This window comes from Bacillus sp. AK128 (genome assembly GCF_053903075.1).
Window position 1 is genome coordinate 1,592,243 of sequence record NZ_CP096379.1, and the last position, 25,087, is coordinate 1,617,329.

Annotated in this window: 27 protein-coding genes and 1 other annotated feature; of the genes, 17 read left to right on the forward strand and 10 right to left on the reverse strand. The window is 35.9% G+C overall.

Features of this window, described 5'->3' with window-relative positions; all coding sequences use genetic code 11:
- Nucleotides 1–128: 128 nt before the first annotated feature.
- Nucleotides 129–1,388 carry an MFS transporter gene (locus M1D60_RS07780; protein ID WP_456278592.1) on the forward strand — a complete coding sequence of 420 codons (1,260 nt, stop codon included), beginning with the start codon at nucleotides 129–131 and terminating at the stop codon, nucleotides 1,386–1,388.
- A 1-nt stretch (nucleotide 1,389) separates the two neighbouring features.
- On the opposite strand, the gene M1D60_RS07785 is transcribed toward M1D60_RS07780, so the two are convergent.
- The 4 genes from M1D60_RS07785 to M1D60_RS07800 form a co-directional block, all read right to left on the reverse strand.
- Nucleotides 1,390–1,539 (reverse strand): hypothetical protein, encoded by a 150-nt coding sequence (locus M1D60_RS07785; RefSeq protein WP_456278593.1) that lies wholly within the window; start codon nucleotides 1,537–1,539, stop codon nucleotides 1,390–1,392.
- A gap of 544 nt (nucleotides 1,540–2,083) precedes the next feature.
- Complete coding sequence (locus M1D60_RS07790) at nucleotides 2,084–2,656, reverse strand: YitT family protein (RefSeq protein ID WP_456278594.1); 573 nt, start codon at nucleotides 2,654–2,656, stop codon at nucleotides 2,084–2,086.
- Between the two features lie 142 nt (nucleotides 2,657–2,798).
- Nucleotides 2,799–3,050, reverse strand: a complete 252-nt coding sequence (locus tag M1D60_RS07795) for a sigma-G-dependent sporulation-specific acid-soluble spore protein CsgA (RefSeq protein WP_456278595.1) — start codon at nucleotides 3,048–3,050, stop codon at nucleotides 2,799–2,801.
- A 15-nt stretch (nucleotides 3,051–3,065) separates the two neighbouring features.
- Complete coding sequence (locus tag M1D60_RS07800; RefSeq protein WP_456278596.1) at nucleotides 3,066–3,260, reverse strand: hypothetical protein; 195 nt, start codon at nucleotides 3,258–3,260, stop codon at nucleotides 3,066–3,068.
- Between the two features lie 150 nt (nucleotides 3,261–3,410).
- On the opposite strand from M1D60_RS07800, the gene M1D60_RS07805 reads away from it, so the two are divergent.
- Nucleotides 3,411–3,767, forward strand: coding sequence for a hypothetical protein (locus M1D60_RS07805; RefSeq protein WP_456278597.1), 357 nt, complete (start codon nucleotides 3,411–3,413; stop codon nucleotides 3,765–3,767).
- Between the two features lie 144 nt (nucleotides 3,768–3,911).
- Nucleotides 3,912–5,039 carry a phosphatidylglycerol lysyltransferase domain-containing protein gene (locus tag M1D60_RS07810; protein ID WP_456278598.1) on the forward strand — a complete coding sequence of 376 codons (1,128 nt, stop codon included), beginning with the start codon at nucleotides 3,912–3,914 and terminating at the stop codon, nucleotides 5,037–5,039.
- A gap of 113 nt (nucleotides 5,040–5,152) precedes the next feature.
- Here M1D60_RS07810 and M1D60_RS07815 read toward each other — a convergent pair whose 3' ends face one another.
- Nucleotides 5,153–5,443, reverse strand: coding sequence for a DUF6509 family protein (locus M1D60_RS07815; RefSeq protein ID WP_456278599.1), 291 nt, complete (start codon nucleotides 5,441–5,443; stop codon nucleotides 5,153–5,155).
- A gap of 101 nt (nucleotides 5,444–5,544) precedes the next feature.
- On the opposite strand from M1D60_RS07815, the gene M1D60_RS07820 reads away from it, so the two are divergent.
- Nucleotides 5,545–5,721 carry a hypothetical protein gene (locus tag M1D60_RS07820; RefSeq protein ID WP_456278600.1) on the forward strand — a complete coding sequence of 59 codons (177 nt, stop codon included), beginning with the start codon at nucleotides 5,545–5,547 and terminating at the stop codon, nucleotides 5,719–5,721.
- Nucleotides 5,722–6,068: 347 nt separating this feature from the next.
- Here M1D60_RS07820 and M1D60_RS07825 read toward each other — a convergent pair whose 3' ends face one another.
- Entirely contained in the window at nucleotides 6,069–6,695 is a 627-nt protein-coding gene (locus M1D60_RS07825) for a LysE family transporter (RefSeq protein ID WP_456278601.1), read from the reverse strand.
- Nucleotides 6,696–6,814: 119 nt separating this feature from the next.
- On the opposite strand from M1D60_RS07825, the gene M1D60_RS07830 reads away from it, so the two are divergent.
- A complete protein-coding gene (locus M1D60_RS07830; protein WP_456278602.1) occupies nucleotides 6,815–7,459 on the forward strand; it encodes an MOSC domain-containing protein in 645 nt (214 codons plus the stop codon).
- Nucleotides 7,460–7,506: 47 nt separating this feature from the next.
- Here M1D60_RS07830 and M1D60_RS07835 read toward each other — a convergent pair whose 3' ends face one another.
- Nucleotides 7,507–7,749, reverse strand: coding sequence for a hypothetical protein (locus M1D60_RS07835; RefSeq protein ID WP_456278603.1), 243 nt, complete (start codon nucleotides 7,747–7,749; stop codon nucleotides 7,507–7,509).
- A 22-nt stretch (nucleotides 7,750–7,771) separates the two neighbouring features.
- On the reverse strand, nucleotides 7,772–8,296 hold the full coding sequence (locus M1D60_RS07840; protein WP_456278604.1) for a CBO0543 family protein: 525 nt from the start codon (nucleotides 8,294–8,296) through the stop codon (nucleotides 7,772–7,774).
- 150 nt (nucleotides 8,297–8,446) lie between these two features.
- On the opposite strand from M1D60_RS07840, the gene M1D60_RS07845 reads away from it, so the two are divergent.
- The 7 genes from M1D60_RS07845 (at nucleotide 8,447) to M1D60_RS07875 (ending at nucleotide 14,700) form a co-directional block, all read left to right on the forward strand.
- Nucleotides 8,447–8,620, forward strand: coding sequence for a Spo0E family sporulation regulatory protein-aspartic acid phosphatase (locus tag M1D60_RS07845; RefSeq protein WP_456278605.1), 174 nt, complete (start codon nucleotides 8,447–8,449; stop codon nucleotides 8,618–8,620).
- A gap of 146 nt (nucleotides 8,621–8,766) precedes the next feature.
- Nucleotides 8,767–10,140 carry a spore germination protein gene (locus tag M1D60_RS07850; protein WP_456278606.1) on the forward strand — a complete coding sequence of 458 codons (1,374 nt, stop codon included), beginning with the start codon at nucleotides 8,767–8,769 and terminating at the stop codon, nucleotides 10,138–10,140.
- Nucleotides 10,137–11,225 (forward strand): GerAB/ArcD/ProY family transporter, encoded by a 1,089-nt coding sequence (locus M1D60_RS07855; protein ID WP_456278607.1) that lies wholly within the window; start codon nucleotides 10,137–10,139, stop codon nucleotides 11,223–11,225. The genes M1D60_RS07850 and M1D60_RS07855 overlap by 4 nt, the downstream gene beginning before the upstream one ends.
- A complete protein-coding gene (locus tag M1D60_RS07860) occupies nucleotides 11,222–12,319 on the forward strand; it encodes a Ger(x)C family spore germination protein (protein WP_456278608.1) in 1,098 nt (365 codons plus the stop codon). The genes M1D60_RS07855 and M1D60_RS07860 overlap by 4 nt, the downstream gene beginning before the upstream one ends.
- Before the next feature lie 406 nt (nucleotides 12,320–12,725).
- Nucleotides 12,726–13,088: a DUF2294 domain-containing protein gene (locus M1D60_RS07865; RefSeq protein ID WP_456278609.1), complete on the forward strand. Its 363-nt coding sequence runs from the start codon at nucleotides 12,726–12,728 to the stop codon at nucleotides 13,086–13,088.
- A 113-nt stretch (nucleotides 13,089–13,201) separates the two neighbouring features.
- Complete coding sequence (locus tag M1D60_RS07870; RefSeq protein ID WP_456278610.1) at nucleotides 13,202–14,209, forward strand: sodium-dependent bicarbonate transport family permease; 1,008 nt, start codon at nucleotides 13,202–13,204, stop codon at nucleotides 14,207–14,209.
- 11 nt (nucleotides 14,210–14,220) lie between these two features.
- On the forward strand, nucleotides 14,221–14,700 hold the full coding sequence (locus tag M1D60_RS07875) for a hypothetical protein (protein WP_456278611.1): 480 nt from the start codon (nucleotides 14,221–14,223) through the stop codon (nucleotides 14,698–14,700).
- Between the two features lie 65 nt (nucleotides 14,701–14,765).
- On the opposite strand, the gene M1D60_RS07880 is transcribed toward M1D60_RS07875, so the two are convergent.
- Nucleotides 14,766–16,460, reverse strand: a complete 1,695-nt coding sequence (locus tag M1D60_RS07880; RefSeq protein ID WP_456278612.1) for an ATP-binding protein — start codon at nucleotides 16,458–16,460, stop codon at nucleotides 14,766–14,768.
- A gap of 315 nt (nucleotides 16,461–16,775) precedes the next feature.
- Nucleotides 16,776–16,991, forward strand: a binding site (T-box leader).
- Nucleotides 16,992–17,100: 109 nt separating this feature from the next.
- Here M1D60_RS07880 and proS point away from each other — a divergent pair.
- Nucleotides 17,101–18,537: a proline--tRNA ligase gene (gene proS, locus M1D60_RS07885; protein WP_456278613.1), complete on the forward strand. Its 1,437-nt coding sequence runs from the start codon at nucleotides 17,101–17,103 to the stop codon at nucleotides 18,535–18,537.
- A 281-nt stretch (nucleotides 18,538–18,818) separates the two neighbouring features.
- Here the strand turns inward: proS and M1D60_RS07890 are convergent, their stop codons facing one another.
- Entirely contained in the window at nucleotides 18,819–19,694 is an 876-nt protein-coding gene (locus M1D60_RS07890; protein ID WP_456278614.1) for a LysR family transcriptional regulator, read from the reverse strand.
- 130 nt (nucleotides 19,695–19,824) lie between these two features.
- Here M1D60_RS07890 and M1D60_RS07895 point away from each other — a divergent pair, with 130 nt between their 5' ends.
- From M1D60_RS07895 to M1D60_RS07910, 4 genes are all read left to right on the forward strand, one after another.
- Nucleotides 19,825–20,613 (forward strand): SagB/ThcOx family dehydrogenase, encoded by a 789-nt coding sequence (locus M1D60_RS07895; RefSeq protein WP_456278615.1) that lies wholly within the window; start codon nucleotides 19,825–19,827, stop codon nucleotides 20,611–20,613.
- 165 nt (nucleotides 20,614–20,778) lie between these two features.
- Nucleotides 20,779–21,366, forward strand: coding sequence for a GNAT family N-acetyltransferase (locus tag M1D60_RS07900; protein WP_456278616.1), 588 nt, complete (start codon nucleotides 20,779–20,781; stop codon nucleotides 21,364–21,366).
- Between the two features lie 145 nt (nucleotides 21,367–21,511).
- Nucleotides 21,512–23,767, forward strand: coding sequence for a DEAD/DEAH box helicase (locus M1D60_RS07905; RefSeq protein WP_456278617.1), 2,256 nt, complete (start codon nucleotides 21,512–21,514; stop codon nucleotides 23,765–23,767).
- A 22-nt stretch (nucleotides 23,768–23,789) separates the two neighbouring features.
- Complete coding sequence (locus tag M1D60_RS07910) at nucleotides 23,790–25,043, forward strand: ribonuclease H-like domain-containing protein (protein WP_456278618.1); 1,254 nt, start codon at nucleotides 23,790–23,792, stop codon at nucleotides 25,041–25,043.
- Nucleotides 25,044–25,087: the final 44 nt, after the last annotated feature.

The window sequence follows — 25,087 nt, forward strand, 5'->3', positions numbered from 1 at the left end:
TCGACCAAGGAAAGCAGACTACTATAGGCTGTTAAAAATTTATCTTGCAAGTTATTAGCTTCAGGAGTAAACTCCTTTTAGAACTATTTCGAGACGCGAAAAATTTTAAAAGGAAGAGGAACAAATCCATGAAATATTCAATGGACATCATCAAAAAGAATGAACGGTTAAGTATATGGAATGGTGCAGCTTCAATTATTGCTCAAAGCTTTATGACTAGTTTTATTCCTTTGTTTGCCATTCAAGTTCTCGGTGCCTCCAATTTTCAGGTAGGACTAATAAGCTCCATGCCTTCGTTTATGACTATGCTTGCGATGATTCCTGGAGCTATTTGGGTTAGTAAATTAGAGCTAAAGAAGGCATTTACAGGCTACAGTATTTTTGCTGCAAGATTTGGACTATTTTTAATCAGTCTAATCCCGTTTATTCCTTATACAAATCAAGCTTGGATTTTGGTCGTGTTCATTGGATTACTAAATTTCCCTAATGCATTAGCGACGTTGTCCTGGCAATCCTTTATAGGTGATTTAATACCAGATGAACGTAGGGGAAGATTCTTTAGTGAAAGAAGTCAGATTTTAACGATTGTCGGGATGATTACTACATTCATAACAGGAGCATTATTGAATATCTTTGATAAAACGGATCCAATTCCTTATCAGTGGATATTTTTAATCGGTTTTTTATTTGGAATTATTGAGGTTTATTATTTAATTCGTCATATTGAGGTAAAGAGGGTAAGTAAAAAAGAAAACAGCTTAAGCTGGAACATGATATCAGGAATATTTAAGCATAAGCCTTATTTATATTTTCTAATTTGTGCGATTATTTTTAATTTTGGTTGGCAAATGGCCTGGCCTCTTTTCAATATCTATCAAATCAATGATGCTCATGCGACGGCCTTTTGGATTAGTGTTTTTACCGTTGCGAATCAGGTCTCCCAAATTATTAGTTATAAATGGTGGGGAAGACTTTCAGATCGATATGGAAATACAATGATGCTCTTTATTGCATCTGTTGGTATTGGGACCGCTCCATTTTTAACGATTTTATCAACAAATCTCTACTACTTAACCTTAACCAACCTTTGGGCAGGGGCATTTGTTGCCGGTACAGTGATGCTGTTGTTTAATCAACTATTAAAAGTGTCTCCAGAGGAAAATCGCACAGCCTTTTTAGCCAATTATAATTTTTTAATTGCCCTAATGGGCTGTATTGCACCCCAGGTAGGTGTATGGCTTTTAGAACTTTATGGAATTCAGTTTGCGATGACATTTTCATCATTTATAAGATGGATTGGTGCATGTTCATTTTTAATCGTTGTATATATTGAGTTTAAGAACAAAAGAAAAGAGAAGGCACTAAAAGGGCCTTCCGTTTCAGTCTAATCTATTTGTCATTTTGACGCTCAAGGTAGCGTTTACCAAGTAAAGCAAATACTTCGTTATAGGAGAGCCCTGAATTAGCATTTTGTCTCTTTACTTCTTCAACATTTGTATCACTAAACTGTTTCGTTGAAAATGTAGGTTTCTTATTCATTTCAACACCTCCCAGTATTAACGTGCCCACATGAAACGTCGAATATTTTAAAATAGGAGTGCGTATCAATATGCGGAAATGTTGGTGATAGAAGACAATATTAATAGCTACAAGGAGGCTGGGACATAAGTATCTCAGCCAGTGATAAACCCGAACTATTAGGCGAGATTTTGATGTATCTTTCAACTACTAGTTCGGGTCTTTATTTTTTACCTTCAATTAATTTGTTGGTTTTGCATACTATTTTATAACCTAGTGGAATGGAGCGGAAGGCACTCGACTCCAGCGGGAGTAGCGGGACAGGTGAGACCCCGCAGGCGAAGCCGAGGAGGCTCACCGCCCGCCCCGCGGAAAGCGAGTGCCTGAAGCGCAATGGAACAACCCTGTTTTTCCAGTTAACTGATTAATAAGTATGAAAGAAACCGAAAACAGTATATATTTAATCGACAGACTAATTTAGAGATTATTCGGCTTTGAGACTGGTGAAAAAGTTTTGTCCCAGCCTCTTTGTATATATTTATTCGTGGTATCAGTTCTAGAGTATTTAGATCTTTGCATACGAATACGTGCAATAAGTAGTAAAAAGACCAACAAAGCACACGGCCAGAGTGGAATATAGAAGGGAAGTGGCTTCAATCATTTGACTTCCTGTCAAAATAATGGAAATGTCAAAGACGAAAATAATGATACCAACATTAATAGGAGTTACTTTCGATATAAATTGAGCTAGTAAATCAAGACCACCTGTACTTGTCCGATATCGGAGCATTAAACCGATTCCAATCCCAATCAATGAACCTCCAATAATGGCACTGGTAAATATAGATAAGTCGAAGCCTGTTCGAAGGGGTTTTAATAAATCAATAAAAAAAGACGAAAGAAGGAGACCATGGATACTTGTAAAAAAGTATTCACGGTTAAAAATATACGTAAATAAATAAATTGGGATACTCAAAATGATGATAGTTAGACCTGTTTCAAATCCCCACTTATAATTGGCAATCAGGCCAACTCCAATCATTCCACCTTCCATAAGATGGTGAGGTATAATAAAGCCGTTTACACCCAAACCAATTAAAATGCTTCCAATTGTCACAGCAATGATTCTTTCTAACAAAACCAACCATCCCTCTCGTAGGCTGTCTAATCAAGTATATGTACAGGCAATGGTTGTAAGAACTTTAGAATAGAGACAAGAAGGGACACTAAGGAACAAGTATTAACTTGTAACAATAAAAAAACCACCCTGAGGTGGAGTATTAAATTAAAAGTTCATAAACATGATTTAGCTCTTCTAGTCTTGTATAATCTAGCTCTTCTAATGCATATTGAATTTCATCCGGTAAGATCTTATTCAAAAAATGTGCTTCTTCTTGGTCAAGAGCTCTGACAAATGATAGCTCACCCTGCTCAGCTGTTTCTTTTAGTTTTCCATATATAGTCTTAGATATCTCATAATCATCTGTGTAATTTGATAGGATCTCACGTAAATAGGCAAGTGTTGTATCCATAGTATGTCAACTCCATTATGAATTCCCGAAATATTCGTCTAACTTTTGTCTGTCTTTTTCTGTAATGTTTTCACTGTAATAAGGGTTTTCTTCTTCAGGGCTTTGTGGATCGAGATTAGTCTTAATTGCAAAAATTGGTTGCTCCGTTGGCTTTGCAATCATTCGGTCAGACAATGAATCAAAATCAGGTAAATCTTTCTTGTCAGTCATTTTATCACCTCCATTCTTATTGTCCGTTTATTAAAAAATTATATTCCTGTTCTTTTGACTCATCCAATGAAACAAAAAATCTAATATATCGGTCCATATTCCAAGCCCACCCACATACATTGATAGGGAGGATTTTAAAGGAGGGACAACATGTCAAGTTTTAGAGATTATCGATACTTTGGTGGACAACCATTTAAGCAAGAGATTATCCGGGAGTTCCCTGAGGTAGACACAACGATGTTTAAAGAGTCAGCCGTAACATTTAAACAAATGCTAAAAGATGCCTCGACTGTATTAAATGAATTAGCTGAACATAAAGATTTTGCTTATGAGGTGATGTCAGCTGCCCAACATTCTAATACGAGTAAGGTTGAAAAATTAATTGAATCAACAGGTATATCATCCGATGTTAAAACGAGCTTTAACCCTGATGGAATTACATTTAAATTTAAGGAAAAAGTTCCAGGTGCAGATTGTTGTAAGCTTTCCATGACGTTAAGATGGTGAAAGATAAATACCCTCCAAATTGGAGGGTATTTACATCTTCATCTAATGTTCACAATTAACAATTTTTCCAAGTAAATAAACTATCCTCAATTGCAAAAAACTATGGTATCTTGTATGAGTAATTCTTTTTTGCAGGAGGACATCATGATTACTATTGTATTTATATTATTTAGTTTGGTAACGATTATTGGACTTATTCTATTTTATTTATCCTATAAGATGAGATCGAGTGAGACAATTTTAGAAAATTCCTGTTTAAGCGAATTATTTAGCTTTATGACTAACCATGGTGGTCATTTCTTATCACATTTAATGTTCTTAAACGATAAATATGGGTATTATGCAGCCAATCGCTCTGTTTATTTTAGTTTTCAGAAAAAGGCAGGTCGAATTGTTGTACTAGGTGATCCAATAGGAGACCAAACAAAATTTAAAGAGGCCGTCAACGAGCTTCAGGTAATAAGTAAATCAAGCTTCACGAAGCAACCGATTTTCTACCAAATTTCTTCGAATTATAAAGAAATGTACGAACAACTTCATTATAAGGTTATCAAAATTGGGGAAGAGGCAAAGGTATATTTACCTGACTTTAATCTTGAAGGAAAGAAAAAAACAAGATTAAGAACTCCTAGAAATAAACTTGAGCGTGAGGGCTTTATCGTAAAAGTTGTCTCTCCTCCACACTCAAGTAGTCTAATGAATGAAGTTAAGCTCGTTTCCGACGCTTGGTTGGGTAATCGGACGGAAAAGGGATTTTCAGTTAGTTATTTTGACTCTGAATATATCTCCAGGTTTCCAATTGCCTTATTATTAAACAAAGAGGGTCAAGTTGTTGCCTTTGCAACATTACCTAGTCACGACCAAAACGGAGAAACGACTATCCATATAGACCTGATGAGATATCTACCAGATAGTCCTAATGGGGTAATGGACTATTTATTTACATCGGTTTTCTTTTGGGGAAAAGATCAAGGATATCATTATTGCAGTCTAGGTATGGCTCCATTATCAAATGTCTGTGCCAATCGTAATCCGCGAACGCTTTACGAATGGACAGCTAATTTTATGTATGAACATGGAGAATCTTTCTATAAGTTTAAGGGCTTAAAGGATTTCAAAGCGAAGTTTGCTACCCACTGGGAGCCAAGATATATTGCTTATAAAAGAACAACTACAATTGGAGTTCTATTTAGATTAATCGTTCTCATTCACCATAAAAGATCTGAAAAGAGCTCGAGAGCTGTATACCATTTACTAAAAAAAGTAAGTTAAAAAGAGAGAGCCACATTTAAGTTTAGCTCTCTCTTTTAATGTTGATAAATAGTATGTAGCAAAAGAATTACTAGAACAGATAGAACAGATAGAAGACATTCCTTCTCACTTAACTATTCGGTTGGAAGATTGGTCTCACAAAATTGGGAGACCAAAGTCTGTTCGTCCTCCTCAAGTTCAAAATCTAAATAACGATCAGTTAGCTGCTCATGGAAGGATGCTTGAGATACCTTCTTAACACCATCTTCAACCTTAAAAATAGCTCGAACATACACTCCGTTGTCTAGATAAAGCTCATCATCTTCATCAACAGATAAAAATAACTTGAACTCATAAATGTCTCCGGATAATAACCCAGTTGGGTCTTTTAGCTTTTCAACAGTAAATTCTTCAATGGTAAACATTTTTTATCACCTTTACAGTTTATAGTTTCTATATTATTATACACTGAAGGAATAATAGAAAATCAAATAAACTTTTACGCCTTAAAAGGAGTATGAAAAATATGACAGAAAAGAAAAAAATTAGCCTGCAGGATGCGATTAAGCAGCAGCTTGCTAATAAGAAGCAAAACAATGATAGTGGAAAGGCTGGAAATAACGGTGCAGGTAATTCAGCACCCAAAATGAAGAGCCAACATACGAAAAAGCCGAATAATCAACGTAGAAAAACAGGTGCTTAATCAAAAAAAGGAAAGTCTCATATGAGATTTTCCTTTTTTTTTGGTCTTAAAATATTTAATTGATAAGGTCCTAAAACTTAGGGTCTGTTAAAGTACATTGTTGATTTTCATGCAGGTTGATTGTAGTGGAAGGATGCGAGACTCCTGCAAGGAAAAAGGAAAGAGCTTTTTCTCGGGAGCAACGTGACATATGGACAAAGGAATTCGCTTTGTCCTTGGAGAGACCCCGCAGGCAAATCCGAGGAGGTAGGTTTTTCATGATAGTGAAAATACCCCTCACCGCACGCCCCGCGGAAAGCGAGTGTCCTGTAACGAAAATCAACACCAAGGTTTAACACAGCCAAAGCTTAAAAAAGAAGATGCATGGCTTGAAGACCAAAGTAAGCTCCAAAACCAACTAATGAGAGACCTGAGATGATTGAAATAGATCGTAATAACTGAGGGGTTAACAGCTTTCTAAAGCTACTAGCAACTGCAGCCATTGTAAAATCCCATACAAGTAATCCTAGAATGATGGCAAAACTATAAAGCATAAGTTGATCTGTTTCAAGTGTTGCAGATGTTTTCGCAAGAATAGAGCCGTAAATTCCAAGCCAAAAAAGAATAGTGAGTGGGTTCGATATAGACATAAAAAATCCGGTTATAAATGTCTTTATATAGGAATCATGATGGTCACCACGCCCATCTGCCTTTAGTTGAACAGCACTAATAATACTTTCAATTCCTGTGTAAACTAACACAAAAAAGCCAAATAACCATAAAAATGCTTTTACAATTGGAATTTCAATAAAATGGACCATCCCTAAGTAAACCGCACACATATAAACAATGTCAGCTGCAACAGATCCTAACCCAATAATCCAGGCATGGAAGAAGCCGCTTTTGATTCCTCTATCAAGTTGAGCAGCATTTATGGGGCCAATTGGTGCTGCCAAGGATAAGCCTAATAATATATAACTAAAAAACACACTCACTTCTTCATCACTCCTGCCAATGTTGTTGTATAATTTTTAAATAGCCTTGTACCATTTCTATTCAAAACATAGAGGTTGTACTACATAATTATTTAGATTCTATAAAAGGGAGAATAAACATGTCTGAATTTAAGATTAAATCATTGAATATAGGTAAACCTGAGACCCTTCATTATTCAAACAAGGAATACATCTCAGGTGTTGGGAAACATAGCGTCGATAGAGTGTATCTATCAAAATTAGGGTTTGAAGATGATGGAGTTCAGCAAAAAAATCATGGCGGGCCAGATCGTGCTGTTTTATTTTATTGCTTTGAACATTACGATAAATGGAAAGATGATTTTGGGAAGGATTTGACGGTACCAGGATTCGGCGAAAATATTACGGTTTCAGGATTATCTGAGGATGTCGTTCATATTGGAGATGTGTATCAAATTGGAGAGACTATTATTGAAATCTCTCAATCGAGAATACCTTGCAATACCTTGTCTAAGTACAATGATGAAAAATCCCTCCTAGGGAGACTTGTCGAAACTGGCTATACCGGTTATTTAGCCCGTGTAAAAAAAGAAGGCTGGATAGAAAAAGATTCAACGATTACTCTAATCAATCGAAATCCAAATTCTGTTTCGGTTCTGTACTCAAATGAAATCTACTTTCACGACAGAGATAATTTAGAAGGCATGAAAAAACTCCTCGACATAGAGGAGCTAGCGGTGGCTTGGAGAAAAGAAATTGAAAAGAGAGTTAAGAAAATGAGCTAATAAAAAAGCAGGACAAAATATGTTCTGCTTTTCTGTTGAATTTTCATTTAATCTTCTAATGATTGATGCGCTTCCTCCAAATGTCGGAGATGCTCCTGTGCCTGATGAAGGCGGTGCTGTTTTTCTTCAGAATCCCTTATTTCATTCTGGGCAAGATGAAGCTTTTCCTTAGCTACCTGTATATGTATGATCGACTTCTGGCGATCTCCTATATCTGTTGAAGCTTGTGCATGATAGACGGCTTCCTCCGCATGATGCACGGCTCTTAGAGCATCCTCATATATGGACATTTTCATACCCCTTTCTAAAACATTAGTTACGATCTTCAATTGGTACGTCAACTGGAATCTTAAAATACCATAGGAAGAAAAAGGCAATTGGAATTGATAAAATATAAGCTAACAAAGGTCGTTTGTAATAAAGTCTTAGCATCGGAAACATTAACATATCAAATCCAATGGACCACGCTAAAGTCCATCCATATTGATATTCAATATAGCCTGTTTTTGTCATGATCCACTCAATCCCACCATAAATAAAAACCCAATAGAGATAATGAAGAAAAATTTTACGCTTTCCTTTGTCTTCAGGGTAATTACAAATAAACAAGAGTGCAGAACCAGGAAAGATTATAAAGGTATAAAGCATTTCGGTTGTTGTATGGTTGGGCATAAAGTCAGCGTCTAATCTCCATAGGAAGTGACCGGCAGTTAAAAAATTATATGTTAAATTTCCTACTGCGAAATAAAGCATAACGGTATGGTACTTTTGCCAGTTACGCCAATCTCCCCATTTCCAAACTGCAAATATCACAAAAAGCGCTAAGATGATGTGCATAATACCAACCTTTTTCTTGAGTCTATTCTTGTCTTATTTTGGCTAGTTTTAGCGAAACCATTCTATTAAAGTCAAATAATGCTATAATAATTTTTATTTCAAGCTAGTTATTAATGCCCATGAATCTCTAAATAGTAAGGAGTTACCCCTATGAGACAAGAGAAGTTAGTTGAGGCAATACAAGTGAAAAGAGAAGAGATGATTAGAATAGGGATTGCTAAGGGACTCCGTGCTGAAGAGACGATCAGATGTAGTCAAGAGTTAGATCGTTTGTTGAATGTGTATGTGATTATACAAAATGAAGATAATGAGATGACAGGTTAATAAACATATATAACACAAAATGCTTTGCACACACGCAAAGCATTTTTATTTTGTGGCAAATAGTTAGAAAGACCATCATTAGCAGTATATTCCATGCATGAAAGAACAAGCTAAGAAAAGATGCAAAAGAAGGGACTTGTTCTTTTATGTTCTTTAAGAAAAAACAGACTACCATTGATTGGCTTAAAGTCCAATTAGGATCTTCTAAGGATATAGTTAGCCAAACGTTACAAGCTGAACATAATAAAGCAGAAATTTTCTATATTAAAAGCTTGTGTGATGATCAACAGATTAATAATTTGTTTATAGATCCATTTTACGAAGAAAGTTCACAGCAGTATAAAAACTACCTTCACTCTCTTCATAACAAAAAAGATACTAATTCAAATGAAGATATTTTAATAGAGGTTTTACAAGGTACACTCGTAATGCTGTTGGAGAAGGAGATATACCTATTTGATGTACAAAAGGTAATCACTAATGCGGTTAGTGACTCTAGGGTTGAGACTGTCATTCAAGGACCACAAAGCGCACTTACTGAGCATGTATATACAAATATAAATTTAGTTCGTAACCGCTATCCACAACCCTCACTCCGAGTGGAAGAGACTAAGGTTGGAAGGGTTTCACAAACTAAAACGATGATTGTTTACGATGAAAAGCTTGTTCACACAGCGGTTTTAGAGAAGGTACGGCAATCTCTAACCAAAGTTAATGTTGATATGATTCAAGCAGCGGGTGAGTTATCTAAACATCTAACAAAAGCAAAAAAGACATTATTTCCGACAATGATGATTACCGAGAGACCTGACCGAATTGCTCATAATTTATCACAAGGGAAAATAGTGCTTCTAATTGATGGAACCCCCTTTGCATTAATTGTTCCTGCTGTATTTTATGACTTCATGTCATCTATGGAAGATGTATATCAGTCGTTTTGGATTAGTCGGTTTATTGTTTCCCTAAGATATATAGGGTTATTTATTAGCCTGGCACTACCTTCTGTGTATGTAGGTGTTACTGCTTACAACCCAGAACTATTTAGAGTTCAACTCGCTTTAAGCATTGCAGGGAGTAGAATGGGGGTTCCTTATCCTGCCTACTTAGAAGTGTTCTTAATGTTGATTATGATGGAGCTTTTGACAGAGGCGAGTGTCCGGCTTCCTAAAGCAATTGGTTCTACCGCAACAACGGTTGGAGGGCTTATTCTAGGGCAGGCTGCTGTTGAAGCGGGTCTTGTTTCTAACGTAATGATTATAATTGTAGCAGCGGTCGCTATTTCAAATTTTGTTATACCCATTAACTCCATGAGCTTTGCAATGCGCGTGGTCAAATATGCCTTGCTTGCCTTTACGACATTCTTTGGGATGGTAGGGCTTGTATTTAGCTTCATTCTATTAATTGCTTATTTAACAAATTTAGATAGTTTTGGAGAGCCTTATTTAAAGGTATTCTTTATATCAAATTCAAAGGAGAAAAATCTAGCTAAGGAGAGAAAAAGGGAGGCACGAACTAGTTGAATAGGTACTTTTTCTATCTTTTAGTAGTCAATATGTTAGGTAATATTTTTCTACATGTACCCACCATATTAATTCAAAACAGATATGAAGGTACTGTTTTAGGTATATTAATCGGGACGATTATTGGCTCCATTTTTCTTTTTGTATTTACTGTATCATTAAATAAATTTCCTGGAATGGATATTGCGGAGATACTAGAGAAGACACCGAAATGGTTTAGGCTATTGTTCTTATTATTCTTTTCCATGATGTGGTTTTTGGCAGGAGTTCTAACGTTATTAGCCTTTAATAATGTAACGATTCGATTCGTTAATCCAGATATATCTGGACTTAACATGATTTCTATTTTCGCGATTAGCATTATAATTATCATTGCAAGATTAAAATCGGAAAAAATCCTATACACAGTAGAAATCCTACTGTTAATAAATATCCCTTTTCTTCTCCTTATACTAACTCAAGCATTTTTACATGATTATTTAACAATCGATGCAATGATTGAGATAGGAACTCATTTTAAAAAACTCCCTTCCTGGGATGTATTATCCGCAACAACCTATACTTTCTCTGGCTATGCGAATATGGTTCTGTTTAACCGTGTGTTTAAGGATAAGATTAAGGTTCGAACATTGTGGTTTATCCCCATTTTGGGCTTTGTGAACTTATGTATTACTTTCTTTATTCCCATTGGTTTCTGGGGAACTGAAGCTGTAGGTGATCTGACATTTCCGTGGGTGTCAACCGCCGATGCATTAAAAATTGAATTCGGCCCCATCGAACGTCTAATTACAGTATTTATACTTATGTATGTAAGTCTCTCAATTATAAGTGTGATTGTTCACTGGCATGTTGCATTTGAAATTCTAAAAAAAGTATTAAAAACAGGAAACATAAAAGATAAACAAAGAACAATTTTAGAGTGGTCGATTCTTTTCTGCTTTGGGTTAATCGTATATATTGTAGAAAATAACTTTAGAGAAGCCAATATTTTTGAATTTGGTGCAATGTGGCTGAATATTCGCTTCCCTAGTGAAGGGTTACTGGTTGCATTAATGTTTTTTATGGCTAGGAGGGCAGCCAAGTGAAGCTTTATATAAAGAAGTGGATACTCTTAATGATTTTATTTGTGATTCTATTCAGTCTTAGTTCTTGTGGCTATAAAGACATAGATAAGCGCTTTTTTGTTGTGAGTATCGGAGTTGATGAGTCAGAAAAAAAGGAACAAAAATATAAAGTAACCCTTAAGCTCGCAATCCCTACCGCAGACCCTAAAGCTGGAGAACCTAAATTCATCTTGTTAGAAGAGGATAGCAGAACGATTACAGAGGCAGTAAGATTGATGAAATCAAGAATTGATAAGGAACTTGATTTCAGTCATGCAAAAGTCATTATCATTAGTAAAAAGGTTGCGGAAAAAAATATTAAAGAGGTAATGGACTGGTTTCTACGTAGGCGTGACATCCAGGGAATTGCATATATTGCAGTAGGAGATCCAAGTGCAAAAGAAATTTTAAATGTTCAATCTAAAGGAGAAAGATTACCATCCAATTCGCTATTTTTAGTATTTGCAGATACAGGAACAGAGTCACCATATATCGTAACAGAGTACTTATTCGATTTATGGAAGAGGTTAAGAGAGAAAGGGTTGGACCCTTTACTCCCAATAATTGAAGTTCATGATAAGGGAGAATTGTTTGAAGTTGAAAAGTCTGCTCTGTTCAATAAGGAAAGACTGAAAATAACTATATCGTCACATGAGACAAAAACTCTACGGATGTTGATGAATAAAGTGTCAAAGCTAGATGTAGAAGTGAAGTCAGGAGAGGGTGAAGAGGTGTTTATTGCCATAGATTCATCCAAAACTGGAATTAAAATTAATGACGAAAGAGTTGACATTGATATTCAACTAGAAGGAATTGTTGAAGAAGCAACGAATAACATGGATAAATCAGATATTCCAAAGGTAACAAAGCTAGCAGAGAAACAAGTTAAAGAGAGAGTAGAAAATCTTCTACAAAAATTACAAAAGGAAGAACTTGATCCAATAGGTTTAGGCTTGTTATATCGGGCCTCAAACTCTTACGAAAATGAGTGGGAGGACTGGCAACGAATGTACCCAGATATAAAGTTTAATGTAAATATTGAAATGACAGTACAAGGGACAGGTTTATTAAATTAGCAGGTAAAGAGGCCTTAACGAAAGTAAGGGCCTCTTTGCTGGATTTATGATGATACTTGCAAAATGATTTTCCCAAACTGTTTAGCGCTCTCAAGCTCACTATAGGCTTGATTATATTCTTTTTTCGAGTATATATAAGGAATATCTAGAAAGATAAAACACTGAGATAAGCAAGTCATAAAAGTTGACAAATTTTAGAATAAAAGGTAAAGTTAAATAAATTAAATAACCGACTGATATTTTCAAAGCTTCATATTTTACAAGCTTTAGCAGACCGTTAATAATGATATTGACTGGATGAAAAAGCATTTAATTTAATATGAAGTGAGGAAAAGGATACATCGGTGTATTTTCTAACTAGTACGTAGTTAGGGGATATACCGTTTTTTTGTTAAAGGGGGATCTTATGAAATCGAAAGGGTTTGTCGAAGCTGAAATTAGTAAGGCCATAACACAATGGGAAAAAGACTATCTTGGACGGGGTTCAGTCGCTGTAAAATCCGATATATTACGGGATATGATTATTATCACGTTACGAGGAATCTTAACGCCTGCTGAATATACGTTAAGCGAAACAAAAGAAGGCACTTTATCGATTAAAAGGGTTCGTTCAGACCTAGTCGAATCTGGGGTCGAGGATTTAAAAGAAATCATTTTTAGTATTACTGAAGAAAAAGTGAAAAGCTTTTACACCGACATAAGTACCCGAACAGGTGAACGAATAATGGTGTTTCGTTTATTTAATGATTATGAAGCTACATTTGAATAAGGTAGATTTTCAAAAAACGATTTTGTTAGTTGAAAATAAGCCGGCAGTTTCAAATTAACCTCTAAAGTAGGGGTTAATCTGAAGCTGCCGTTTTTCTTTAAGGAGGATGCAAAATGTCAGAAATTATTCTAGGAAACTTGCTTTCACCAGTGGTGATGTTTTTTGTATTAGGAATCATTGCCGCTTTATGTAAATCAGATCTGAAATTCCCACCTGCCTTAAGCGACGGATTAAGCATTTATTTATTGATTGCAATCGGGATAAAGGGAGGGATTGAGCTTTCCCATTATTCAGTGGACTCTGTTTTAGCGCCTATTTTAGGAGCCCTTTTTCTTGGAGGGGTCATTCCATTTATCACCCTCCTTATTATGAAATTTTTGAAGATGGATCTCCATAATTCTATTGGTCTTGCGGCAACATACGGATCAATTAGCATCGTTACTTATGGTGCTGCTATATCTTTTCTTGAGAAATCAGGAACGAGCTATGAAGGATTTATGAATGCTTTGGTTGTACTTATGGAAAGTCCAGCCATTCTCGTCTCCTTATTTCTCTTAAAAGTGATTGAGAAGAACAATCATTCACCAGCCATGTCTTCACATAGTATGGGTGTTCTTCCCTCTAGCTTTAAATTAGTAGATAAAGAGGTTCTACGTGAGAGTTTGTTTGGGAAAAGTATCATCCTACTTGTTGGGAGTTTAATCATTGGAGTAATTCTAGGGGAAGCCGCATTACCAATGGTGAAGCCGTTATTTTTTGATTTATATAATAGCGTCTTAATATTATTCCTATTAAATATGGGGTTAATTGCAGGGTCCAGATTACCCGAAGTAAAAAAACACGGAGTGAAATTGCTACTATTTGGTGTAATTTCACCACTGATTTTTGGAGCTTTAGGTGTTGTTACAGGTAGTTTAGTAGGGTTATCAATGGGTGGCACCATGTTAATGGGAGTTCTTGCAGGTAGTGCATCCTATATTGCTGCTCCAGCTGCTCTTAAAACCTCAGTACCTGAGGCCAATCCATCTATATATTTGGGTTTATCTCTAGGTGTTACGTTTCCTTTTAATCTAATTATTGGTATTCCTGTTTATTATGAAATGGCAAAATGGCTACAATAGGGGGGAGAAGCATGGGGAAAGAAGTAACGAATAAAAAAGCAGTAGTTCTAACTGATTTACAAGAATATGAGAAATTTCTTCCGAGTATCCTTAATTATAATAACGAAGAGCTGATTGTTATTAATAGTTTTGGATCGGTTACTACCCATTCTTATGGATGTCTCATGAGGAGCGTCCTACTTGCTGTCTATACCGAGAACGTAAATCAAATATATATTGTTGCAGATCATGAGAACTCATTAAAGGATTGCAAAGTTGATCTCCTTCAAAAGCTTGACCAATCTGGAGTTTCAAGAGATGTCATTCAGACACTTGAGTATATTGATGTAGTGAATCATGATCTGGTGGAATGGTTAACGGGTCCAGAAAATCCCAAAGATACAGTACAGGAGAATATAGAGATGATAAAAAATCATCCATTACTACCAGAGTCGATAGAAGTTAATGGATATTTGATCAGTAAACAATCAAATGAGATTACAGTAGTTTAAGACTTAACAAAGCTATTAAAAATAACATTTTTATACGAAACACCCAATATAAAAAGCTATGATTTTTATTCATAGCTTTTTATTAATGGGAGAGTTACAGTAAAAGTTGTACCTCTTCCAACTTGACTATTCACTTTTATCGTACCTTTATGATTATTAATAATTTTATAGGAGACCATGAGTCCAAGGCCTGTTCCTTTTTCTTTTGTAGAATAAAAGGGTTCGCCTATTCTCGATAGTAACCTTTTGGGCATTCCTGGCCCCTCATCGATAATGTCTATTTTAATTTGATCTTGAATCTTTTCCAACTGAATATAGATCTTGCCTTTATCCATAGACTCAATAGCATTTTTAACTAAATTAATAAATACCTGTTTTATTTTAATTTCTTCCCCTTCAATACATAAATCTTCCTCTGAATTATTTATTACTATCATATCAATATGTTTGGATAAGGCATCTTGCTGTAACCAAGTCTGAACATTCTTTAAAATTTTATGTATATGGATAGGCTTACTGTTTTCTCGGTAAGGTTTTGACAACATTAAAAACTCACTAGATACTTGTTCAATTTTATCGATTTCATCTTCAACAATCTTAAAATAGGATTCTTTACTAGGATTATTCTTAATTAAATGGATAAAACCTTTAATCGACGTTAATGGATTCCTAACTTCATGAGCAATAGAAGTTGCTAACTCTCCTGCTATGTTAAGCTTTTCGCTACGAATTAATTGTTGTTCCTTTATTTTTTTCTCGGTAAAGTCTAATAAGGTGTGTAAAGTAGCTTCTCCCCCTAAATACCAGGTTGGAATTGACTTCATTTGCAGAGTGAGAGTGTCTCCGGTATTAGTTATAAGGTTAAATTCTCTTATATTTACCTCTGAATTTTCAGGTTCAATTCCAGTTAAAAAAGGAGAGAGTTGTTGTTCTAATAAGTCAAGATTATTCGAAAAGCGTAAAGAATGTTTTCCTTCTTCATTCATAAATACAATTCTTCCATTTTTGCTAATAATGACGCCGATAGGGATTTCACATAGTAGGCTTTTATAAAATTCTTCGTTTTGATTCAATCGTTCATTCTGAACACTGATTAATCGATGATCAACTATTCCCTCCATTAAAAATCGACTATTTTCTGATTTTCTTTCTAGGTGATTGGTTTGATAAAAAGGTGAATGTACAACCTCAAAATCTGTCATCATGTATGAATGAACCTTGAGCATTTCATTCTGAATGGTAGAAGGTACCGTTAAACCGTCATAAGCACAAATACAAAGGAGTTGATGATGATGAAGGAATATGTCAGACCTAGATTCATATTCTCTTAGGTGAGATAGGTTAGCATGTGAATCTGGAAAAACAACATGGCCCCATATCCTTACCTTTAACCCGTTGCTTAATAATGAGTTTAGATGTTGGTGTAGTCTATCTATCGTGTAATCTACATTAAAAGATTCGTCGGTTAAATAGAAACGGTTTGCCTCCATGAAAATGATGGAATTTAGATCAGCCTCAGAAAAATTCATCGTATACAATTTATGTTTTAACTGGTTAAATCTTTCAACTGTATCAATAAAAAGGACCGTCTCACATTTGGTGATTCCATCCACAACAAATTCAATAACATTTTCGATATATTGCTCCTGATCGGTATAGGTATATAAGATATGACCACCATGTTGGCAAATAGATGAACTATTTAATAAATTCCTTAAGTTATTAGGTTGTTCTATGGTTGCTTTTTGATAATTTCTCATATATACCCCCCGTTTGTTCCTTTAAATCTATATAACTTATCTAATTAGAAAATTCACTTAACAATATTTACCCTATTCAGGACTTAAGTAAACCTACCGTTCGACAAAAAAGATAAAAATTAATCAACTTATGTATAATAGAAATAAAATGGGGGAAGATAAAACTCCCTCGTAGAAACCATACATCTAGATAAAGCCTGATTTCACAATAGTGAAGTCAGGCTTTTGTATTTTTGTGATTAAGATCATTAATTGAGAAATATCAGTAAGTAAGGATTGTATTACATGTAACAAATTGATATATTGATTTATAAATAATAATCAATGAAGTGACTAAGTAAATAAGAATTGTGAAACAGAAAATATAGCCCTGGCTGAAAGCTATATCACCCCTTCTTGTTGAACCCTACCACAGAGATGTTAGCTCAAACTAACCGAGTCGTTTCGTTACAAACGTTTGAGGACTTAATATTTTTTATTAATGTCGAACTAAGGTGGTACCACGTCTATAAGCATAAAGACGTCCTTTTTATAGGACTCTTTATGCTTTTTTTATTTGGTGTGACTATTGTTGATTATTTGCAGCTTTCGTTACAAAGCTTATTTAAAAAAGCTATTTCATTCGCAGGAGGAAAAGATAATGTCTGAACAAATGAAGGATTTTTCAAAATGGTATATTAATACCATTCAAAAAGCTGATTTAATGGATTATACGCCAGTTCGAGGATGTATTGCCTTTAAACCAGATGGTTATGAATTATGGGAACATATTCAGAATGAAATGGATAAGCGGTTTAAAGAAACAGGCCACCGTAATGCCTATTTTCCGATGTTAATCCCAGAGTCCTTCTTCCAAAAGGAAAAGGATCATATTGAAGGTTTCTCTCCAGAACTTCCTTGGGTAACAGAAGCTGCCGGAGAAAAGTTAGAAGAACGTTTAGCATTGCGACCAACTTCAGAAACTATGATTGGTCATTTGTATTCAAACTGGATTAAAAGTTATCGAGATCTTCCAGTTCTAATTAATCAATGGGCAAATGTATTTCGTTGGGAGAAGAAAACTCTACCATTTATCCGTACTTCTGAATTCTTATGGCAAGAGGGTCACACCGCTCATGTCGATGAAGAAGACGCACGTAAAGAAACGATGCAAATGTTAAATATTTATAAAGAAGTAGTGGAAGGATTACTGGCGATTCCCGTTTATGATGGGCAAAAGACACCATCAGAACGCTTTGCTGGGGCAATTGATACTTACTCCATTGAAGCCATGATGAAAGATGGTAAAGCGGTTCAAGCGGGGACCTCTCATTATTTGGGGACAAAATTTGCAGAAGCATTCGAGATAAAATATTTAAATAAAGAAAATAAACATGAATATGTCCATACAACCTCATGGGGTACCTCGACACGTTTAATTGGTTCGGTGATTATGGTTCATGGTGATGAACAAGGTCTTGTCTTACCACCAAAAATTGCGCCGACTCAGGTTGTGTTAATCCCAGTGGGGCCATGGAAAAAGAACCCTGTTATTATCGAAAAATTAGATGAAATCTTTACAGCTTTAAAAGATAGAGGAATTCGAGTTCGACTTGATGATTCTGATCAGTCTCCAGGCTTTAAATTTAATGAGTGGGAGTTGAAAGGTGTACCTGTTCGTATTGAACTTGGCCCACGTGATTTAGAAAATAACCAAGGTCTAATGAAAGCCCGTGATGAAGAGGAGAAAATAGCCGTGCCTTTAGAATCATTGGTTGAGAGTGTTCTAAAAGAACTTGACACCATGCAATCACGTTTATTCGAAAAGGCTAAAGCATTCCGAACCAATCATTCACACACGCATATCGATACAATCAAGCAATTAGAGCAACATCTAACAGAATCTGAACAAAATGAAACCATTCCTGGTTGGATTTTAGCAGGTTGGTGTGGAGATGATGCTTGTGAAGAAAGTGTAAAAGAAAACACTAAATTTACAACACGTAACATTCCATTTAACCCACCGACCACAAAGGAAACTTGCATTAACTGTGGGAAAGAATCAAAACACACAGTTTGGTTTGCTCGTGCTTATTAATTAAGCTGTGTTAAAGTACAGTGTTGATTTTTAGCAGAGTTGATTGAAGTGGAAGGACGCGAGACTCCTGCGGGGGAAGCGTGGTGAAGGAGACCCCGCAGGCGGTAACGCCGAGGAGGCTCCCGAACCCGCCCGCGGAAAGCGAGTGTCCTGGAACGGAAATCAACAACAAACATTAACAGAGCCATTAATTAAGATAGTGTATTTAGTATCCAAAATAATTTAGGCTTAGAGGAAATTTCCCTCTAAGCCTAGTTTTGTAATAATGTTTGGTAAAAAAACTACTCCATATCTTTTATAGATTTCCTTGCATGTACAATAAACTCAGCTACACCTGGTGAAATGGACTGAATATCCTTTAAAACAAATCCAATATTTCTTCTTTCAGCTGAAAGTAAAGGGATAGGCTTTAAATCCGAAAGATCTAGAGGAATTGAAAGCTCAGGCAGAATGGTTAACGCTATTCCCTCTCTTACCATAGATATAATCGTTGATGTATCTTGAATTTCATATTTAATAGTTGGTACTAATTGATTTTTGCTAAACTCTTGCCTAATCAGAGTATCACTATCCCCTTTTGGCATAATAAAGCAACTTTCGGTAATTTGATGTAAGGCAATAGAATCTTCTTTCTCTAGTGCATGATGTTTCGGAAGAATAACCATAAGTTGATCGTGAATGAGTGGCACTTCATCAAATTGATCTTGGTTTTCTAAAATCGTAAAACCTACATCAATTTCGTCATTCTCAATCAGTTGGAGAATGTCTTTTGATGTGCTTTCAAAAATAATGAGATCAAGCTCAGGATAGAACTTGCGAAATGATCCTACAATTTTGGGTAAGACCTTTGTAGACACACTTGGAATAACACCGATTTTAATAGAGCCAACATTCAGGCCATTAAATGATGTCGCTTCCTGAACCATGGTTTTTCTAATCTTAATGATTTCTCTCATATGCTTGAGCATTCTTTCCCCTATAGGCGTAACTGATACACCTGCTCGACCACGTTCTAATAACTTCACATTAAGTTCTTCCTCTAAGCCTCTAATCATTTGAGATACCGCAGATTGTGTATACCCTAACTTCTCACTAGCTTTGGTAAAACTCTTTAACTCTACAACTGTAATGAATACTTCAAATTGTAATAGCGTCATTCGAGCCTCTTTCCATTAGTTTTTACTAATGCTTTTATAAAATATATTAATTTTACTAATGCTGTTAATGATTATATAGTAAAAGTAACCAAATAATAAAATGTTTAATTTATGGAAGGGGTAAGGGGAAATGTTGAAAGACTGGGAGTTGGCATGTAAGGAATTTGTGGAAGCTACCTCATATGGTTTTGGTGATTTAGAAAAGGGTTGGCATTTGAAGGTTGATTCTTCGAAGAAACCTCCAACCTATTTAAAGTATGAAGATGCGATTGTGAAAATCCCATTAGGTGAACCTAACTTTAAAGAGGTTCCATCATTGTGGAATATACTGCAAAACAGAAGATCAAAACGTAATTTTCTGGATACGCCTATTACCTTAGATCAGCTTAACTTACTACTATGGGGAACCCAAGGAATAACCGCTGATCTAGGAGACTATCAAGTGAGAACCTCACCCTCAGCTGGTGCTCTCTTCCCGATAGAGACTTTTATGATTATCAATCATGTAGAAGGATTAGAAAAAGGACTCTACCATCTAAATGTACAAGATTGGGTGTTAGAAGGAATTAAACTCGGGGACTTTTCAGAATTCACCTTTGAAGTAACGGAAGAGCAAGAGATGACAAAAAAGGCAGCAGTCAATTTCGTGTGGACAGCGGTAATTGATCGAACTGCTTATAAATATAAGGAAAGAGCATACCGTTACATATGGTGGGATGTGGGCCATATTGCACAAAATTTCCATCTAGTAGCAAATGGATTAGGCCTCGGTTCATGTACAATGGGACACTGGTTTGATAAAGAGTTGAATAAATTCCTTGGGATTGATGGTCAAAAACACTTATCTGTTTTAATGGCATCTGTAGGAAATGTGGAAGGAATAGATTGGTTGAAAGATAGAAGACCTCCTAAGCTTTAAAATAATAAGTTAAATGCTTCTGAGACACTAGAGTACTGGTGTCTTTTTTATGAATTCTCTTTACCCTAATTTACAAATTGTGGTATATTTTTGGTTGAATGTAGGTTAACACACTACTAATAATAGTTTCAGTTATAACTGACGATTCTTAAGCGGTTAACAAGAATGATAAATCCAAAAGGAGTGTTACACGGAATGTTTGTAGATGCGAAAATCGAAACGGATCGTCTCTATATACGTCCATATCAGATTGGGGATGCCCATTCCCTCTATCAAATGACTCTTGAGCCAGGACACTTTACATATATGCCTGAGTCTCCTCCTAAGAATATAGAAGAAATCCATAGATTAATAAAGTGGTCAATTGACTGTAACGAAAAAAATACAACTGAAAAAATCTATAAATTCAATCTATCAGTCTTTCTTAAGGAAACAGGAGAGTTTATTGGTATCTGTGGATTAGGGCCTAATGATATAAATAAGGATGAGGTAGAGGTATATTATAGCCTAGTTAAAAGGTTTCAAGGGAAAGGGTATGCACATGAGGCTGCAAGAGCAGTACTATCCTATAGTTTGAATGTTATTGGATTAGAGAAGGTTGTTGGCCTTGTTCATCCAGATAATATTGCGTCCCTTACTATTATTAAAAGGTTAGGTATGAAATTTTCCCATGAGCTTTCTGACTTTCAAGGTGATTTACAAGAATTTAACGGCTATCACTTATATATGATCAAAAAATCGGAAGTTCAATGATATGAGTGGTTGGAACAATTTACCTGCGTATTGTTATTAAAGTGATTTTACTAAAAAAGTAGCAACGATCATACATGGTCGTTGTTTTTTTTGTTTACGAACCGAACGTTTATTCGTTAAAATAAAAGGATAGAGGTGAAGAAGGATGAAACGATTCGCTAAACAAACGATGCAAGAAATCATACATGAGCTAAAACAAAATAAACAGATCGTCCACTGGCACACGATTGAGGCAAAACCAGCGAAAACTGCTCCGATTCCTCATACGGTCGATCAGAAGCTTTCGGGTGCACTTCAGGCACGAGGAATCAGTGAGTTGTATACACACCAGGTCGAAGCCTATGAAACCATTAAAAAGGGGAATAGTTTTGTTGCCGTTACTCCGACTGCTTCTGGAAAAACCCTATGTTATAACCTTCCTGTTTTACAGACTGTAATTGAAAATGAAGATGCTAGAGCCCTTTATTTGTTCCCGACAAAAGCATTAGCACAGGATCAAAAAAGTGAGCTTAATGAATTGATTGAGCAAATAGGAGTTTCAATCAATAGCTATACGTATGATGGTGATACATCACCTGCAATCAGACAAAAGGTTAGAAAAGCAGGTCATATCGTGATCACGAATCCTGACATGCTTCATTCTGCAATATTGCCACATCATACAAAATGGGTCTCTCTATTCGAGAATTTAAAATATATAGTAATTGATGAGCTACATATCTATCGTGGTGTATTTGGTAGTCATGTTGCAAATGTGATTAGACGTCTTAAGAGAATCTGCCAATTTTATGGAAGTGATCCGCAGTTTATCTGTACGTCTGCAACGATTGCTAATCCTAAGGAACTTGCAGAACAACTAACGGGTACAGACATGGAGTTGATTAATGATAACGGGGCACCATCAGGGAAAAAGCATTTTGCTTTTTATAATCCTCCTGTTGTGAACAAACCTTTAAATATTCGAAAAAGCGCGACACTAGAGGTAAGAGATCTGGCCGGCCAACTGTTGAAAAATAAAATTCAAACCATTGTCTTTGCACGAAGCCGTGTGCGTGTTGAAATTATTCTGACATACTTACAAGAACTGGTTAAAAACGAGCTAGGTCCAAAGTCGATACGTGGCTATCGTGGTGGATATTTACCTGTTCAAAGAAGAGAGATTGAGCGAGGGCTAAGAAAGGGAGAAATTTACGGGGTTGTTAGTACAAATGCATTAGAATTGGGAGTTGATATTGGTCAGCTTCAGGTTTGTATTATGACCGGATACCCAGGAACGATTGCCAGTGCTTGGCAGCAAGCAGGAAGGGCTGGAAGAAGGCAAGGGGAAGCCTTGATTATCATGGTTGGAAGTTCGAGCCCCTTAGACCAATATATCATTCAGCATCCTGAATACTTTTTTGAACAAAATCCTGAGACAGCAAGGATAAATCCTGATAATTTAGTGATTCTACTCGATCATGTGAAATGCGCTGCCTATGAGCTACCATTTAAGCAAGGTGATACATTTGGTGGAGTAGAACTAGAAGATATCTTGGAATTCTTAACAGAAGAAAAGGTGTTACATCATCGTGGTAATAAGTGGTTTTGGATGAATGATGCCTTTCCTGCTCATAACATTAGTCTCCGTTCAGCTTCACAGGAAAATGTGATTATTATCGATCAAACCATAACTGCAAATGTAAAAGTAATTGGGGAGATGGATCGATTTAGTGCGATGACGTTACTTCATGATGAAGCAATCTATTTACATCAAGGGACTCAATATCAAGTAGAAAAGCTTGATTGGGAGGAAAAGAAGGCATTTGTTCGTGAGGTAGAGGTTGATTATTTTACTGATGCCAATTTAGCCGTACAGTTGAAAGTGCTTGAGGCTGATAAGGAAAGGGAAAATGAAAACCTAAAGCTTGGTTATGGAGATGTAATGGTTACGGCGATGGCTACTATCTTTAAAAAGATTAAATTTGAAACACATGAGAACATTGGTTCAGGACCCATTCATCTCCCAGAGGAAGAGCTTCATACAAATGCAGCCTGGTTTACCTTTATAAAGGACGATGAGATGAGTGAAAAGAAACTAGAACAAGGCTTACTAGGAGTAGCACACGCAATCAAGCATATCGTACCTTTACTAGTTATGTGTGATCCAGGTGATGTCCACATAGTTCCACAAGTAAAATCAACTCATTCTGGAAAACCAACTATCTATCTCTACGATCGTTACCCGGGTGGTATTGGATTAAGTGAAAAACTCTATGACAAAATGGAGGATATTTTAGTGGAAGCGAAAAAATCAATTAACGGTTGCTTATGTGAAAGTGGATGTCCATCCTGTGTCGGTTTGGATGCTTATGACACCAATACAAAAACAGCTTCCCTCCGTTTGTTAGAGCAGTTTATATAATAAACCGAAATGAGGTGAAGGCATGTCGTTAAAGCAAAAACTAAACCGAATGAAAAAACATTTAGTAACTGATCAAGTTGAAATTGAAAAGCAGGAAGTTCTTGAGCAACAAGCAGATATCCCTTATTTAGAAGAATGGAATCAATTTGATGTAAAACCATATTTCTTTGAGGGAGAATATATTTTTATTCGTGAAAAGGAATTTCCATTAACGACGTTACATGGCTTATATCCGTTAGGTGACCTTCATGAAGTAGTGAAAAGCTGGAACCAATCGAGCTTTAGTCATCCTTTGTCAGTTGCAGGATTTGAAAGTGAGAACCTATTCTTTTTTGATACAGAGACCACTGGCCTTGGTGGTGGTACGGGGAATACAATCTTTCTACTTGGCTATGCAAGAGTATTTCAAGATAAGGTAATCGTAAGACAGTTATTTTTACCTAGTCCTGCTTCTGAGGTTGCTCTCTATCATTATTTTCTTCAGGAAGTTGATTATACAACTCTAGTCACGTATAACGGGAAGTCGTTTGATTGGCCACAAGTAAAAACAAGACATACGTTGATCCGTGACGAAGTACCGAAACTTCCTAAATTTGGCCATTTTGACTTACTACATGCCAGTCGAAGACTATGGAAAAATCAGTATGAATCTTTAAAGCTGAGTATGGTTGAAAAAGAAATTTTAAATATTTCTAGAAATGATGATATACCAGGTTTTATGGCTCCAATGATTTATTTTCATTATTTAGAGGATCAGAATCCAGAAGGTATATTTGGTATCATGAAGCATAATGAGACAGATATTCTAACTCTGATTACCTTATTTGTTCATATTTCTAATAAGCTTCTTCATGCCAATAAGGGAAGCAATATAGAACAGTTTGAAGTAGCAAAATGGATGGAATCGGTTGGCGAAAAGGAAGCTGCTACCCAACATTATTACGACCTAGTCCAACAAAAAGGTAAAAACCTTTCTTCGGCTAAAATTGCCCTTGCTGCTATATGTAAACGAGAACATAGATATGAAGAATCAATTAGACTCTGGAAAGAGCTTTGTCATTCAGAGGAAAAGGGAGAAGTTAAAGATCGCTTGGCGGCAGCAATAGAACTCGCAAAATATTATGAGCATAAACAAAAAGAAATTCAGACGGCTTTGGATTATGCCATGCTTGCACGTGAGATCTCAGAAAGTATTCCTTTCTATAAGCAACAGGACATAAAAAAGAGGATAAAACGGTTGGAAATAAAGGAGCAAAAATTTTCAGATATTTCCTAGGTAAGCGCAAAACTCCCTATAATTCGGCAAACGGCGCTGTCGAA